Here is a 13,561-nt window from a genome sequence, read left to right as displayed (position 1 = left end):
ATGTATACACTCTCTGGAATTTCGACCTCACTACGGCTGCGCAAGGCGCGAGTGTTGCTTGACCAGGTAAAGAGGGCGATTGAAAACGCCGAGGGCACAGCAGCCAGAGCCGCCCTCCACCGCAATCACAGTCTGATCGGTGGCCGGCACGCGGCAACCACGTTTTCCGAGGTCATTACTGGCCGCCTCGACGAGAGCCTGTCGCACGAACACGCAAGTAGTGCGCTTCAGGAACTTTCCCACAGCCTGCGACACTCGGCGCTATCGCCCACGGGCTGGTTTGTCTTAGAGAACCTCTCTCGGGCAGTGGGCTGTTTCGGGGCGTCTCACTCTTTTGGGGAACAGGCACGGAGCCTCATCCGTTCACGTCGCCCCAAAAATGACCGACAACGCGCGGAATTGTTTCTCGCCCACCTTTATTCCCGGGACCTCGGCGGAGCAACTCAGACGTGGCATACCCGTGCTCCTGCTTCACATACTGCAGCTTTCTGGGCCGATGCGGGTCACCTTCTGTGGCTTCTCACCAAGGGACAGCACGGTGAACCAGATTTTGTAGGTGCTGGTTCGTGGCGCACCACTCTAGAAGGGCGGGCCGTCGTAGCGATGGGTCCAGCTCCTTCAGGTCTTTCCGCGGCGGGCCTAGACGATGCCTTGGTTGCAAGGGTCATTGCTCCTGGGGTCACCGGTTGGCCATCAGGTGACGCGTTGGGGGGCCGGTGCGACCTTGCTTACGCCAATAGTGACTCGACGAAGTGGTTTGTCGCCCACGAGGAAAGAACCCGCCTTTCCGAATTTACTTTCGTGTGCTTTCGGACATCCTCTTGGAAGGCGATGGAGTTGGACAACGGTCGAACGGCGCGAAACCATAAAGCCCTGATGCCCATGCCTGTCGATAAAACCAATATGGTGCCCCTGATTGCCTGGGATGCCCTGCATGTTCCCGGCGTCACACTCACCGTTGCGGGTACGACATTCTTTGCCTCTCGAACGGCATACACGGCCCACGACGTGCGGCTCAAAGAAGACCGCGGTGGACACACCGATCAGCGCGGAAGCACCGGAATTCGCTTTGAAAGGTGCCTGTCTTTTTCTAGCCATAATGTGAGCGCGCATCACACGCTGATGTCACTCTTGGCCGAGGCCGGAGCACTCGATTTTGATCCAGAGGGCACCGCGGTCGTGGCGCTTTCCAGTGAAGAATATCTTCACGAACTAGACGCGCTATACGGGGTAGACGCCGTCTAAACCTTCGGCATATCCGCAAAGCGCGAATAGTGGCCTTGGAATCCGACCGTGATGGTGCCGGTCGGCCCGTTTCGGTGCTTTGCCACAATCAGGTCGGCTTCTCCCGCGCGAGGGTTTTCTTGCTCGTACGCACTGTCGCGGTGAAGGAGCACCACGAGGTCAGCGTCCTGTTCGAGCGAACCCGACTCGCGAAGGTCCGACAATTGGGGTTTCTTGTCCGCACGCTGCTCGGGTCCACGGTTTAGCTGGGACAGAGCAATGACGGGCACTTCAAGCTCTTTGGCGAGCAGCTTCAGGGCCCTGGAAAACTCGCTGACTTCCTGTTGGCGGGATTCAACTTTTTTCCCAGCGCTCATTAACTGCAGGTAGTCGATGATGACAAGCTTTAAGCCGACTCGCTGCTTCAGCCGACGACATTTTGCCCGAATTTCAACGAGGCTCATATTGGGGCTGTCATCGATGAAGAGTGGGGCCTGGTCAATGCGGCCACGGGTCTGCGCGATAGTCGTCCAATCCCGCTGCTCGACCATCCCTTTTCGCATTTTCTGAAGGGGAACGGCAGCCTCCGCCGCGAGCAACCTCATCGCGATTTCCGATCGACTCATTTCCAGTGAGAACACGATTGAGGGCAAATTGTGTTTGATTGCCGCGGCCCTCGCGAAGTCGAGCGCAAGTGTTGACTTACCGAGCGCAGGCCTGGCGGCAATGAGCACCAACTGGCCCCGGTGGAAACCGTTGGTGAGTTGGTCGAGATCGGCAAATCCTGACGGAACACCCATCATTTCGCCGCTGGAGCCTCGAGCAGCCTCGATCTCGTCGACCGCCTCGCCGACGGCGTCTGTCAGGGGCACGTAGTCTTCGGCTTCTACCCCTCCGGACACCTGATAAATCTCGGTTTGGGCGACATTAACGAGGTCGGCAACCTCGCCTTCACTCGCGTAGCCCATGTTGGCAATGCGCGTGCCGGCATCCACTAAGCGCCGAAGCACAGCCTTGTCGGCAACGATTTGGGCATAGTGACCAGCGCTGGCAGCCGTCGGAACGAGCGACACCACGCTGTGGAGGTAATCAACGCCACCCGCGCGTTGGAGAAGACCAGTTTTAGTGAGCTCCTCGGTCACTGTGATGACGTCGGTGGGCTCTCCGTGCGAGTACAACGACAAGATCGAGTCGAAGATGATCTCGTGTTTGGGGTGATAGAAGTCTTTGCCGCGCAACACCTCAATGACGTCCGCGACGGCGTCCTTGCTGAGCAACATCCCACCGAGGGTGCTCTGCTCGGCCAGTAGATCGTGGGGAGGTGTGCGTTCACCTGAGCGCTGGTATTCGTCGGGAAGGTCCGAAACGAGACCAAGCTGAGGTATCGACATCAACGCCCTTTCCACACACTAGGAATGCCCACTAAGGCAGTTCTACCAGCCACCACAGACAAAGCCCGTGAGGACAAAACCTTTGACTCCGCTCAGGACGGAAAATGTCATGAGCTCTCACCATAAACAGCTGCCGGGCCGGGCTCAACCACCCCTGTGGATAACTATGTGGATTATCGGGGAGCAACTCCGCGCAGCATGTGCATAACCTGGGGAGAAAAGGCCCCTCGTTAGACTAATTTGGCCATAAAAAAGCCGATTTACCGAAGTTAAAAATTCACACATGTGGCCCCGAAAACCTGTATAAACACACGGTTGAGGGTTACTAACCCCAGGGCGCTCTGTGGAAAAAGGTGAAACATTTATCTCCTCCGAAACGCCGACGCCGAGTGCCCCCGAAGGGACACTCGGCGTCAAAGTGGGCGCGAAAAACTACTTCTCTGCGACCACCGAGAGGGTCAAAGCTGCGACAACGCCATCGGCGAGCGACACCGTTGCCTTGTGCTCCCCAACGCGCTTGATAGCGTGAGGGATATCAATGGTCCGGTGATCAATCGCACCCAGGCCCTGGTCGGCAACAGCCTTCTCGATGTCCGCTCGTGTCACGGAACCAAAAAGCTTGCCTTCTTTTCCGGACTTCGCAGGCACACGAATGGGGCCGGCTTCCAGCTTGTCGCGCAAGTTCGCCGCTTCTTCCTGGCTCGCCATGGCTTTGGCTTCACGAGACTGACGAATCTGGTCAACCTGCTTTTGTCCACCCTTGGTCCACGCCATGGCGTAGCCCTGTGGCAACAAATAGTTCCTCGCGTAGCCCTCGCGGACGTCGACGACGTCGCCCGCACGGCCCAAACCAGATACTTCGTGGGTAAGGATTACCTTCGCCATGGTCTAGGACCTCCCAGCGCCTGCGTAGGGCAAGAGGGCCATCTCGCGGGCGTTCTTAATCGCTTTCGCCAGAAGGCGCTGCTCCTGCACTGATACACCGGTGATTCGACGGGCGCGAATCTTGCCACGCTCGGAAATGAACCGCTTCAGTGTTTGGACGTCCTTGTAGTCAATGACACCTACCGTGATTGCCTTGACCGGGGCCTGGGGCTTTCCACCCTTGGGTCCACGAGGCTTGCGGCGGTCACCGCTTGCTTTTCCTGCCATGTTCTTCTTTCCTTCTTATCTCAAGTGGTAAAAACGGGGTGCGTGCCTAGAACGGCACGTCATCGCTGGCCGGGGCGCTCACTCCAGGTGTGGCCCAAGGGTCTTGGGTTTGGCCGCCGGCAGCGGGCGAAGCCCACTGGTCATCAGCAGCTACCTGGCGGTTTCCTCCACCTGATGATTGCTTTGTGACCGCTGCGGTTGCGTAGCGCAGGCTGGGGCCGATTTCGTCGACCTCCATCTCAATGGTGGTGCGCTTTTCGCCCTCTTTCGTCTCAAACGAACGTTGACGTAAGCGTCCGGTGGCAACCACCCTGGCTCCTTTAGTCAATGAGTTCGACACGTGTTCGGCAAAATCACGCCACACACTGGCTCGCATAAACAGGGCTTCGCCGTCTTTCCACTCGCCGCTTTGACGGTCGTAGGTCCGAGGCGTCGACGCGATGGTGAAGTTCGCCACCGCGACACCGTTTTGGGTGTAGCGCAGTTCGGGGTCGGCCGTGAGGTTACCCACGACAGTGATGGGAGTTTCTCCTGCCATCGTCCTAGCTCGCTTTACTCTCTGCGGGGGTCGAATCCTGACCCACGCGGAACGCGACGTCTTCTGCGCGCAACACTTTGGTGCGCATGACTGCTTCGTTCAAGCGAAGCTGACGGTCAAGCTCTGCCGTTGCTGCAGGCTGAGCAGTGAAGTTCACGACGGCATAAATGCCTTCGTTCTTCTTCTGGATTTCGTAGGCAAGACGACGCTTACCCCAAATGTCCACCGATTCGATTGTTCCGCCATCATCGCTAATGACTTTGAGGAACTGGTTGAGACTGGGCTCAACTGTTCGCTCTTCTACCTCGGGATCCATGATCACCATGAGTTCATATTTATGCACGTGTACCCGACCTCCTTCGGACTGGAACGGTTACAGGATTTCTGCAACAGGAGGGTTAGTGCTGTGGTCCAGGATGGACCAACGCTTCAGCCTAGTCAGTCAACACGGGCCGGGGCAAACCTCTACTGCTTGTCCCACCACTCTAAAAGGCGCTCCCTAGCCGCGTCTTCCCCTAACGGCCCGTGGTCAATTCGAAGCTCCAACAAGAATCGATACGCCTGGCCGACCGTGCGGGATGGCCCAATACCCAAAATGTCCATAATTTGCTGCCCGTCGAGATCGGGACGCATCGCTTGGAGTTCTTCTTTTTCGGATAGTTCCTTGATCCGTGCTTCAAGGTCGTCGTAGGCAAACGCTAACCGGTCAGCCTTTTGGCGATTCCTCGTCGTCACATCCGCGCGGGTCACAATGTGTAGACGCTCCAGTTCATCACCGGCATCCCGCACGTAGCGCCTGACTGCCGAATCAGACCATCCCTGGTCGGCATAGCCAAAAAACCGCAGGTGCAGTTCAATGAGCAAACTGACACTGTCGATGGTGTTGTTGTCGAAGCGCAGAGCTTTCAAACGTTTTTTGGCCATCTTGGCCCCCACCACGTCGTGGTGGTGGAAGGTCACGACCCCGCCCGGTTCAAACTTTTTCGTCACCGGTTTGCCAATGTCGTGCAACAGAGCCGCGATGCGGAGGGTCACATCGGGTGGCGAACCGGGGTGGCGTTCTTGTTCTAACTCAATGGCCTGTTCGAGGACAGTCAAGCTGTGCTGGTACACGTCTTTATGGCGGCGGTGCTCGTCTCGCTCTTCCCGCAACAGGGCCAACTCCGGTAACACCAAATGCGCAAGGCCGGAGTCAACAAACGCTTCGACCCCTTCCCGCGGGTGGGGCGTTGACAGGAGCTTGACCAACTCATCTCGAACTCGCTCAGCAGAAATCCCCTCGATACGTGGGGCCATCTCACTCAGCGCACTGGCAGTTTCCGGCTCAATCCGCGCACCCAGCTGGGCCACGAAACGACACGCGCGAAGCATGCGCAAGGGGTCGTCACCAAACGACACTTCCGGTGGGCTGGGTGTGCGAAGCACCCCGTCCATCAAGTCAGTCAAACCCCCGTACGGGTCCACCAAGACGAGGCCAGGCACGCGCACCGCCATCGCATTCAAGGTGAAATCCCTGCGGACCAGATCCTCATCCAACGAGTCACCAAACTCAACGGTGGGTTTCCTGCTCGCCCCGTCGTAACTATCCGCACGGTAGGTCGTGATTTCGATGGTGGTGTCACCAAACTGTGCCGCAATGGTGCCAAACTCTCGACCCACATCCCACACCGCGTCCGCGAGGGGCCGCACGATCTGCTCAATCTGATCCGGGTGTGCTGAGCTGGCAAAGTCCAAATCGTTGACGTCTTTTCCTAAAAAGGCGTCCCTCACGGGTCCACCCACCAGGGAAAGTTCGAAACCGGCGGCATCAAATGCTGACGCCAGGTCGCTCACCGGCGGTCGACCAACCAAAGTGGCCAAAGTGTCGAGGGCCTGGGCAACACGTGTCATGGTCTTCAGAGTCTAGACTCGGAGGGTGTCAGCCGAATGGACTCCACAGCGCGATAGATGAGAATCTCTAGGCCACCCCGCAAGACCAGGTGGGCCCGTGGCCGAGTCCTCCTGGTCGCCCTCCTCGTCGGCATTTTAGGAATCCCCCACGGATTAAGCGTTGCGCAAGCCGCGGCACCGCCCAGTAGTTCAGATGGCACCGTTGATCTGTTCATTCAAGATGGGTCCGTGGTCCAACCTGGCCAAGTGGTCACCGTCCGAGTGACCTTGAGAGCAGCTGAAGCCCAGCCCATACCGGAACGGGCCATTCGGTTATCGATCACCGCGGAGCCTTTGGTCACTGAAGTAGCCATGCGGCGCTTTATTGCCCGGGAAGCCGACCCTTCGCTCACCACCATCGACGTGTCAATCTCACCGGAAGTGTTGGAATTGGAAACTGGTGACGTGCGTATTCCGTTCACCGTGCCAGGCGATCCAGAAGCCGAAGGAGTCCCGCCTCAGCTTTACGGGCTCCAGGCGGACCTCATCGACGATGTGGGTGATCCTGATGCCCAAGCAAGCCTGTCGCAGCGTCAACTTCTTACCGTGGTGCCAGAAGATGCAGAAGTTGCCGCGACACCTGTTGCACCGATTGTGACCGTGTCTGTGCCACCCGCCGGTGGTCAAGCCCTGAGTGTCGGAGAACTTGAGGCATACACCGCCCCCGGAGGGGCTTTGGATGTGGTCGCGGGGGTGTTGGGTCGATATCCGGCAACAATCGCCGTCGATAGTCGCATCACATTGTCCATCCAAGCCCTAGGGGATAGCGCACCAGAAAGTGCCAGGAAATGGGCCGATGGCCTTTCAGGTCTCGGTTTTTCCCAGTTTGCGCTGCCCTGGGCCGACAGTGATCCTCTCGCCACACAGGCCATCGATACATTGCTTTACGCCAGATTGGGCCAATACCCCTGGATTCACAACCAAGAAATCACTGGCCCGCAACTTGAAGCTCTCGCCCAACGCTCCGCAGAAGCGGTGTTGGTGCCCAGCTCGCTGGTCAACAGTGACCGAACGGTGGTCCAGTTCGGTTCGGCCCGGATGGTGCGTGTTGATGTGGAACTGTCCAATGCGTTGCGTGAAGCCACGATCGCCGCGACAGAAGTTGAAGCAGAAGCGGCACTGCAGCGTGTGCAGGGGCTTGTGGCGAAGAGGGCGTTTAGTCAAACAGATGAAGCCCTCGTTGTGGACACAGGACGGTTGCCGGTGACCGCCATTTCACTGCGGCTGGAAAACGTGTTGGAGCGACTCGAAAACGTGGAGTTTGTTGACATTGTGGGCGTCCCTCTGGACAAAGAGGCCAGCGAGCTGGCGTTAGAAATTAATGAATCTTCGCCGTCTGGCGAATGGACAAGTTTCATCGCCGATGTGCGCGAATTGTGGCAATCCGATGTCCGCTACGCCACCATCGCTTCTGACCCCGAATCCGTGGTGGTCCAACGCTGGAATAGGTACCTTGCCCTTTTTTCGTCGGCCTGGATGGGCAACCCTCAAGGTCGTGACGCCCAATGGCAAAGAGCTCAAGAAGATTCGGCCGCGTTCCACAACTCCGTGTTCATCGAACAGGGCAGTGCGATCACTGTCCTCGCAGACCGCACCGAACTGCCCGTGACCATCAGAAACGATTTACCCTCCGCGGTTACCGTTCAGCTGGTCGTGAGCCCCAGTAGGGGAAATCTCCGCGTCGAACAGCCCACGATCAGTGTCGTCGTACCGGCAGAATCCTTCCGCCGGGTTAGTGTTCCTGTTCGTTCCCTAGCCAATGGCACGGTGCCGGTAGAACTTTCCCTCACCAACAGTCTCGGGTTGCCACTGGGTGAGAGCGTCACGCTGCCTGTGACAATCCGCGCCGGTTGGGAAAGTGTCATCACTGTGGGCCTTGCGGTCATCATCGGCTTAGTGTTTGCCATCGGCATTTACCGCGCAGTTCAGAGGCGAATGGCGGGGAAAGAGCTAGGCGATGGCTAACCCGGCAGCCACCGGTGGAGACAATCTGGGCAGGGCGGGAGCTCTACTCGCGTCCGGCACCATTGTCTCTCGAATTTTAGGTTTCGCATCAGCCATTCTTCTTGCCCGCATCCTCGGAACAGTGGGCTCCGGTGCGGACACTTTCGCGCTAGCCAACCAACTCCCCAACAACATTTACGCACTCATCGCGGGAGGCGTGCTCACCGCGGTCCTGGTGCCCCACATTGTGCGAGCAGGTGCCCACGCTGATGGAGGCACCGCCTACATCAACAAAATCGTCACGCTCGGGTTCATTGTGTTTCTTGTCCTGGCGGCAATTGCCACACTGTTGGCTCCCCTCCTCGTCACGCTGTACGCCCAAGAGGCCAACCCCGGCCAACGAGGGTTTAGCGCCAATGACATGGCGTTGGCCACCGCACTCGCGTACTGGTCGCTACCTCAAGTGTTGTTTTACGCCCTCTACAGCCTGCTCGGTGAGGTGCTGAACGCTCGGAAAGTGTTTGGGCCCTTCACTTGGGCGCCCGTGCTCAACAACCTCGTCTTTATCGCGGGACTTCTCATATTCAATGCGCTGTTTGGCAACCGCGATGTGACGAACGCGTTGGAGTGGACTGGATCGATGGTTGCCCTGTTAGCCGGTGGCGCAACCGCGGGTATTGCCGCTCAGGCGTTCATCCTGCTGGTGTTTTGGCGACGCGCAGGCGTGTCCTACCGCCCGGACTTTCATTGGCGTGGGGTGGGGTTGGCGAAGACCGGTCGGGCAGCCGGCTGGCTCTTTGGAATGATTTTTTTGGCGCAAATTGCCGGCGTTGTTCAAGCCAATGTCGCCACGTTGGCCACCAGTGAGGGACAACCCGGCCTGGCAGTTCTTCGCTTTTCTTGGCTTTTGTTTATGGTGCCGCACTCGGTGATTGCGGTATCTCTTGCCACGGCGTATTTCACCCGAATGGCCACCCATGCCAGAGACGGCGATACCGACAAGGTGGTCTCGGATGTGACGAGGTCAATTCGCCAAATTGGGGCGATGATGATTCTCGCCTCCGCGGGACTGTTAGTTCTGTCGTTACCCTTCGCCACACTGTTTGGCGGCACCGCAGAGAACATCGAAGCGATGGGGTTGGTGATTTCCGCCTACGCCATCGGTTTGGCGACCTTCAGTGTCGTGTTTGTGATTCAGCGAGTGTTTTATTCGTTGGATGACACCAGGACACCGTTTGTGTTCCAACTCGTCCACACCGGCGTGTTCATTTTCTTAGCCCTCTCGACGTCCACTTTTGCCAGCGACCAGCTCGCGGCAGGTTTAGCAATTTCGGCATCTTTAGCGTCGTTTGCCCAACTCGCTGTCGCATTGCTGTTTTTGCGTCGAGCGCTCCCGGCCTTAAAGCTCGGGGCAATTGTGTTGAGGCTTGCTGGATTTGTGCTGGCAACACTCCCGGCAATCCTCGTGGGTGTGTTGATTGTTGTGGCGGCGGGCGGTTTGGAGCCCACTGGTTTCGCCCGCGCTTCAGTGTTTGGTGCCGCGAGCGTGATCGCGGGTGTGGGCTTGGTGATGGCGACGATGTATATCGGTGTGCTTCTCGTGGTGAAAAATCAGGACATGAGGGAAATCGTGGGTGGGACACGGCGTCTGATTCAACGCGTGTTCACCGGGCGGGAATAGTCCACTCTTAGACTTCGTTAGCGCAAGTAGCTGAGAATGAGAATTTAACGAGAGGTAATCACCCTATGCATGACGTCGTCATTATCGGATCTGGCCCCGCCGGCTACACGGCGGCAATCTACGCGGCCAGAGCAAACCTGAACCCGATTGTGGTGGCGTCTTCTGTGGAATTTGGTGGCGACTTAATGAACACCACTGAGGTGGACAATTACCCGGGGTTCCCGGAGGGCATCATGGGCCCCGACCTGATGATGAAGATGCAGGCTCAGGCAGAACGTTTTGGGGCGAAAATCCTTTTCGACGATGTCGCGGATTTGGACTTAGACGGTCCGGTCAAAAAGATCACTCTCGGCAACAAAGATGTGCTTGAAACTAAAACGGTGATCTATGCGACCGGTTCTGCCTACCGAAAACTCGGGCTAGCTGAAGAAGAGCGACTCAGTGGGCACGGATTGTCGTGGTGTGCCACCTGTGATGGTGCTTTTTTCCGAGAAAAGACAGTAGCCGTTGTGGGTGGTGGCGACTCCGCGATGGAAGAGGCCACCTTTTTGACGCGCTTCGCCGCCAAGGTGTACATCATTCACCGCTCAGATAATTTGCGGGCCTCTGCCGCGATGCAGGATCGTGCACACAACGACCCCAAGATTGAGTTCCTCTTCCACCAGCAAGTTGCCCACATTTACGGCGACGAGCAGGTCACCGGTGTGGGCTTGGTCCACACACAGACGGGTGAGAAAACCGCTCTGGACCTCGATGGGGTGTTTGTCGCTATTGGCTCAGACCCCCGCACCCACATCGTCCACGACAAGTTGAATCTGACCGAGTTTGGCACCGTGTGGGTGGATGGTCGCAGCTCGCGCACGTCGGTCGACGGTGTGTTCGCCGCCGGTGATGTCATCGATCCGACCTACCGTCAGGCGGTCACTGCCGCCGGCTCGGGCACTGTCGCCGCACTTGATGCCCAACACTACTTAGAGGCCCAGGCAGGTTAAGGGTCACCTTTTCGACACAGCAGGAACCGATTGAAGGAGAGACACATGTCAGCACGTGAGGTAACCGACCAAAGTTTTGCGGAAGATGTTCTCGCAAGCGACAAGCCGATCATGGTGGATTTTTGGGCCGAGTGGTGTGGCCCGTGCCGGGCTGTATCGCCCATCCTTGACCAGATTGCAACCGAGCACGCCGAAAAAATCGATGTCGTAAAGCTCAACGTTGACCACAACCCCGAAACGGCTATGAAGTACCAGATCACGTCGATTCCGACGATGAAGGTCTTCAAAGGTGGCGAAGTGGTGAAGACCGTCATTGGTGCGAAGCCCAAGCCGGCACTCGAGTCCGATTTGAAAGAATTTTTAGCCTAACCAGGTAAGCGTGAGTTCCCTGCTCTACCCTGGAGGGATGCGCGCACGACCAGCCGGGGGGACACCGTGACGATGACTCCTGCCCACGGGATTTCTCTCGACCCCTGGTTCGACCACTATGCGGATCGCTCGAGTGGTTTATCCGCTTCTGAAGTGCGGTCGCTGTTCGCTGTTGCGAGCAGACCGGAGGTGGTATCGCTCGCCGGTGGCATGCCCTATGTGCGGGCCATCCCCGACGAGATGATGAAGCAGACGCTCAATCGGGTGATTGACGAGCGAGGCGCAGAAGCCCTGCAGTACGGTTCGGGTCAAGGCCATCCTGAGTTGCGTGAACAAATCGTCGACATCATGGCGTTGGAGGGTATTAGCGCCAGGCCCGACGATGTGGTGGTCACCACGGGTTCGCAGCACGGTTTGGATTTAATCGCCCGTTTGTTCATTAATCCAGGCGATGTGGTGATTGCTGAAGCGCCCAGCTATGTCGGAGCGATGGGGGTTTTTCGCTCCTACGAGGCCGATGTTCGCCACGTCGAAATGGATGCTGACGGGATCATTCCCGAGGCCTTGAGCGAGGCGATTAGCCAGGCACGCTCAGAGGGTAAACCGATCAAGATGATTTACCTGATCCCCAACTTTCACAACCCTGCGGGGGTGACCCTCTCGGCCAGTCGCCGCTTGGAGGTCCTCGACATTGCTCAGCAGGAAAACATCCTGGTGGTGGAGGACAACCCTTACGGGCTTCTCTGGTTCGACCAGCCAGCACCGCCAGCCATGCGGGCCGCCGGTGACCACGGGGTCATCTACCTGGGGTCGTTTTCGAAGACTTTTGGTCCTGGCCTCCGGGTTGGATGGGTTGTCGCCCCCCACGGTATTCGAGAAAAACTCGTGTTGGCGTCGGAGGCTGCCGTCCTCTCGCCCAGCTCGTTTTCGCAACTTGTCGTCGCTGATTACTTCCAACGCTCCGACTGGAAGGGTCAAATTGACACGTTCCGCGGCATTTACCAGGAACGCCGAGACGCCATGGTGAAAGCGCTCGCCCACGAACTACCGACCATCGAACACACCAAACCCAGTGGTGGTTTCTACCTGTGGCTGACTCTGCCCGATGGGTTGAACTCGAAGGAGATGCTCCCTCGGGCGGTAACGGAGCTTGTGGCGTACACACCGGGTACGGCGTTCTTTGCCGACCACCGAGGGACACAGAACATGCGCCTCGCCTTCTGTTACCCCACACCGGAAGACATCACCGAAGGGATCAGCCGTTTGGCGAAGGTCATTCGGGAAGAAATCGAACTCATCGAAACCTTTGAGCCGGCCCGAAATAAGCAGGTTCGGGATAGTCACGTCGAATCGCCCCCACCAAACCTCACCTAGACAAGGTTCACTGTGTCCTCTAGCCCCTCTGTCCTTGTTCTCGCGGGCGGCATTTCCCACGAGCGCGACATTTCACTCAAATCCGGCCGACTGGTCGCTGACGGACTGACCGCCCGCGGCTTAAGCGTGGAACTGGCCGACCCCGACGCGACGTTGGTGAAAAGACTGGCCGATAACCGTCCCGATGTCGTGTGGCCGGTACTCCACGGAGCGAGCGGTGAAGATGGCACATTGCGATCCCTGTTGGAGATGATGGAGCTGCCTTACGTCGGGTCCTCATCACACTCCACCCGCCTCGCATGGGATAAGCCTTCGGCAAAGACGCTCGTGTCCAGAGCCGGAGTGCAGACACCGCCTTCGATTGGCCTCAGCCGCGATGCCTTTCGCGAGCTCGGAGCAGAAAGTGTCCTGGAGCTTGTGGCGGACACGCTCGGGTTCCCGCTGATTACCAAGCCTTCACGGGGTGGTTCGGCTCAAGGGGTGAGCTGGGTATCAAACACCGAAGAGTTACGCCGAGCCATGGTGCACGCGTTTACCTACTCGGACGACGCCCTAGTGGAGCGTCAGATTCTTGGTACCGAAGTGTGTGTGGCCATCATTGACACCGGTGATGGCCCACAGACGCTCCCCGGTGTGGAGATCGACCCGATCAGTGGCCATTACACCTTTGAAGCCCGCTACACCGCCGGTGAGACCCTTTTCTTCTCGCCTCCGCGACGAGACGCATCAGTGTTAGAACACTCTGCTGAGCAGGCGCTTGTGGCCCACAACACAATCGGCCTTCGAGACCTCTCCCGCATTGACTTCATCATTGATGACAGCGGTGAGTGTTGGTTCCTTGAAGCCAGTGTGATGCCTGGCCTGACAGAGACCTCCACCGTTGCTCTCGCGCTCGACCAGGCCGGCTTTGACGTCACCGGTGTGTACGCAGCTCTCGCCGAACAGGCCGCCTCACGCCAGTAGCGAA

The 13,561-nt window shown here is 58.0% G+C and carries 13 protein-coding genes; 7 read left to right on the top strand and 6 right to left on the bottom strand.

What is annotated here, in order from left to right; genetic code table 11:
- Positions 1 to 1,245: a hypothetical protein gene (locus C3B54_RS00785; RefSeq protein WP_104912814.1), complete on the top strand. Its 1,245-nt coding sequence runs from the start codon at positions 1 to 3 to the stop codon at positions 1,243 to 1,245.
- Here C3B54_RS00785 and dnaB read toward each other — a convergent pair.
- From dnaB to C3B54_RS00755, 6 genes are all read right to left on the bottom strand, one after another.
- Positions 1,242 to 2,615 carry a replicative DNA helicase gene (dnaB, locus tag C3B54_RS00780; protein ID WP_104912813.1) on the bottom strand — a complete coding sequence of 458 codons (1,374 nt, stop codon included), beginning with the start codon at positions 2,613 to 2,615 and terminating at the stop codon, positions 1,242 to 1,244. The two genes, C3B54_RS00785 and dnaB, sit on opposite strands and share 4 nt — an antisense overlap.
- 432 nt (positions 2,616 to 3,047) lie before the next feature.
- Positions 3,048 to 3,500, bottom strand: a complete 453-nt coding sequence (rplI, locus tag C3B54_RS00775) for a 50S ribosomal protein L9 (protein ID WP_104912812.1) — start codon at positions 3,498 to 3,500, stop codon at positions 3,048 to 3,050.
- 3 nt (positions 3,501 to 3,503) lie between these two features.
- Positions 3,504 to 3,767: a 30S ribosomal protein S18 gene (gene rpsR, locus C3B54_RS00770; RefSeq protein ID WP_104912811.1), complete on the bottom strand. Its 264-nt coding sequence runs from the start codon at positions 3,765 to 3,767 to the stop codon at positions 3,504 to 3,506.
- A 46-nt stretch (positions 3,768 to 3,813) separates the two neighbouring features.
- On the bottom strand, positions 3,814 to 4,305 hold the full coding sequence (locus tag C3B54_RS00765; RefSeq protein WP_104912810.1) for a single-stranded DNA-binding protein: 492 nt from the start codon (positions 4,303 to 4,305) through the stop codon (positions 3,814 to 3,816).
- A gap of 4 nt (positions 4,306 to 4,309) precedes the next feature.
- A complete protein-coding gene (rpsF, locus tag C3B54_RS00760; RefSeq protein ID WP_104912809.1) occupies positions 4,310 to 4,648 on the bottom strand; it encodes a 30S ribosomal protein S6 in 339 nt (112 codons plus the stop codon).
- A 122-nt stretch (positions 4,649 to 4,770) separates the two neighbouring features.
- Positions 4,771 to 6,195 (bottom strand): CCA tRNA nucleotidyltransferase, encoded by a 1,425-nt coding sequence (locus tag C3B54_RS00755; protein WP_104912808.1) that lies wholly within the window; start codon positions 6,193 to 6,195, stop codon positions 4,771 to 4,773.
- Positions 6,196 to 6,252: 57 nt separating this feature from the next.
- On the opposite strand from C3B54_RS00755, the gene C3B54_RS00750 reads away from it, so the two are divergent.
- From C3B54_RS00750 to C3B54_RS00725, 6 genes are all read left to right on the top strand, one after another.
- Entirely contained in the window at positions 6,253 to 8,199 is a 1,947-nt protein-coding gene (locus C3B54_RS00750) for a DUF6049 family protein (protein WP_104912807.1), read from the top strand.
- Complete coding sequence (gene murJ, locus C3B54_RS00745) at positions 8,192 to 9,859, top strand: murein biosynthesis integral membrane protein MurJ (RefSeq protein ID WP_104912806.1); 1,668 nt, start codon at positions 8,192 to 8,194, stop codon at positions 9,857 to 9,859. Before C3B54_RS00750 ends, murJ begins: the two co-directional genes overlap by 8 nt.
- Positions 9,860 to 9,924: 65 nt before the next feature.
- On the top strand, positions 9,925 to 10,851 hold the full coding sequence (gene trxB / locus C3B54_RS00740) for a thioredoxin-disulfide reductase (protein WP_104912805.1): 927 nt from the start codon (positions 9,925 to 9,927) through the stop codon (positions 10,849 to 10,851).
- 45 nt (positions 10,852 to 10,896) lie between these two features.
- Positions 10,897 to 11,220, top strand: coding sequence for a thioredoxin (trxA, locus tag C3B54_RS00735; protein WP_104912804.1), 324 nt, complete (start codon positions 10,897 to 10,899; stop codon positions 11,218 to 11,220).
- A 72-nt stretch (positions 11,221 to 11,292) separates the two neighbouring features.
- Positions 11,293 to 12,594, top strand: a complete 1,302-nt coding sequence (locus C3B54_RS00730) for an aminotransferase-like domain-containing protein (protein ID WP_104914170.1) — start codon at positions 11,293 to 11,295, stop codon at positions 12,592 to 12,594.
- A gap of 12 nt (positions 12,595 to 12,606) precedes the next feature.
- The gene (locus C3B54_RS00725; protein ID WP_104912803.1) at positions 12,607 to 13,557 is read left to right on the top strand and encodes a D-alanine--D-alanine ligase family protein; all 951 of its coding nucleotides are present in this window, start codon (positions 12,607 to 12,609) and stop codon (positions 13,555 to 13,557) included.
- The last annotated feature ends 4 nt before the right edge of the window (positions 13,558 to 13,561 follow it).

The organism is Pontimonas salivibrio, assembly GCF_002950575.1.
In the GTDB taxonomy this organism is placed as follows: domain Bacteria; phylum Actinomycetota; class Actinomycetes; order Actinomycetales; family Microbacteriaceae; genus Pontimonas; species Pontimonas salivibrio.
This window is presented reverse-complemented; position numbering and strand designations above follow the sequence as displayed.

Excerpts from the sequence above, each read along its gene's own strand:
- C3B54_RS00785 (WP_104912814.1), top strand. The coding sequence starts at position 1 with ATGTATACACTCTCTGGAATTTCGACCTCACTACGGCTGCGCAAGGCG.
- dnaB (WP_104912813.1), bottom strand. The coding sequence starts at position 2,615 with ATGTCGATACCTCAGCTTGGTCTCGTTTCGGACCTTCCCGACGAATAC.
- rplI (WP_104912812.1), bottom strand. The coding sequence starts at position 3,500 with ATGGCGAAGGTAATCCTTACCCACGAAGTATCTGGTTTGGGCCGTGCG.
- rpsR (WP_104912811.1), bottom strand. The coding sequence starts at position 3,767 with ATGGCAGGAAAAGCAAGCGGTGACCGCCGCAAGCCTCGTGGACCCAAG.
- C3B54_RS00765 (WP_104912810.1), bottom strand. The coding sequence starts at position 4,305 with ATGGCAGGAGAAACTCCCATCACTGTCGTGGGTAACCTCACGGCCGAC.
- C3B54_RS00755 (WP_104912808.1), bottom strand. The coding sequence starts at position 6,195 with ATGACACGTGTTGCCCAGGCCCTCGACACTTTGGCCACTTTGGTTGGT.
- C3B54_RS00750 (WP_104912807.1), top strand. The coding sequence starts at position 6,253 with ATGAGAATCTCTAGGCCACCCCGCAAGACCAGGTGGGCCCGTGGCCGA.
- murJ (WP_104912806.1), top strand. The coding sequence starts at position 8,192 with ATGGCTAACCCGGCAGCCACCGGTGGAGACAATCTGGGCAGGGCGGGA.
- trxB (WP_104912805.1), top strand. The coding sequence starts at position 9,925 with ATGCATGACGTCGTCATTATCGGATCTGGCCCCGCCGGCTACACGGCG.
- trxA (WP_104912804.1), top strand. The coding sequence starts at position 10,897 with ATGTCAGCACGTGAGGTAACCGACCAAAGTTTTGCGGAAGATGTTCTC.
- C3B54_RS00730 (WP_104914170.1), top strand. The coding sequence starts at position 11,293 with ATGACTCCTGCCCACGGGATTTCTCTCGACCCCTGGTTCGACCACTAT.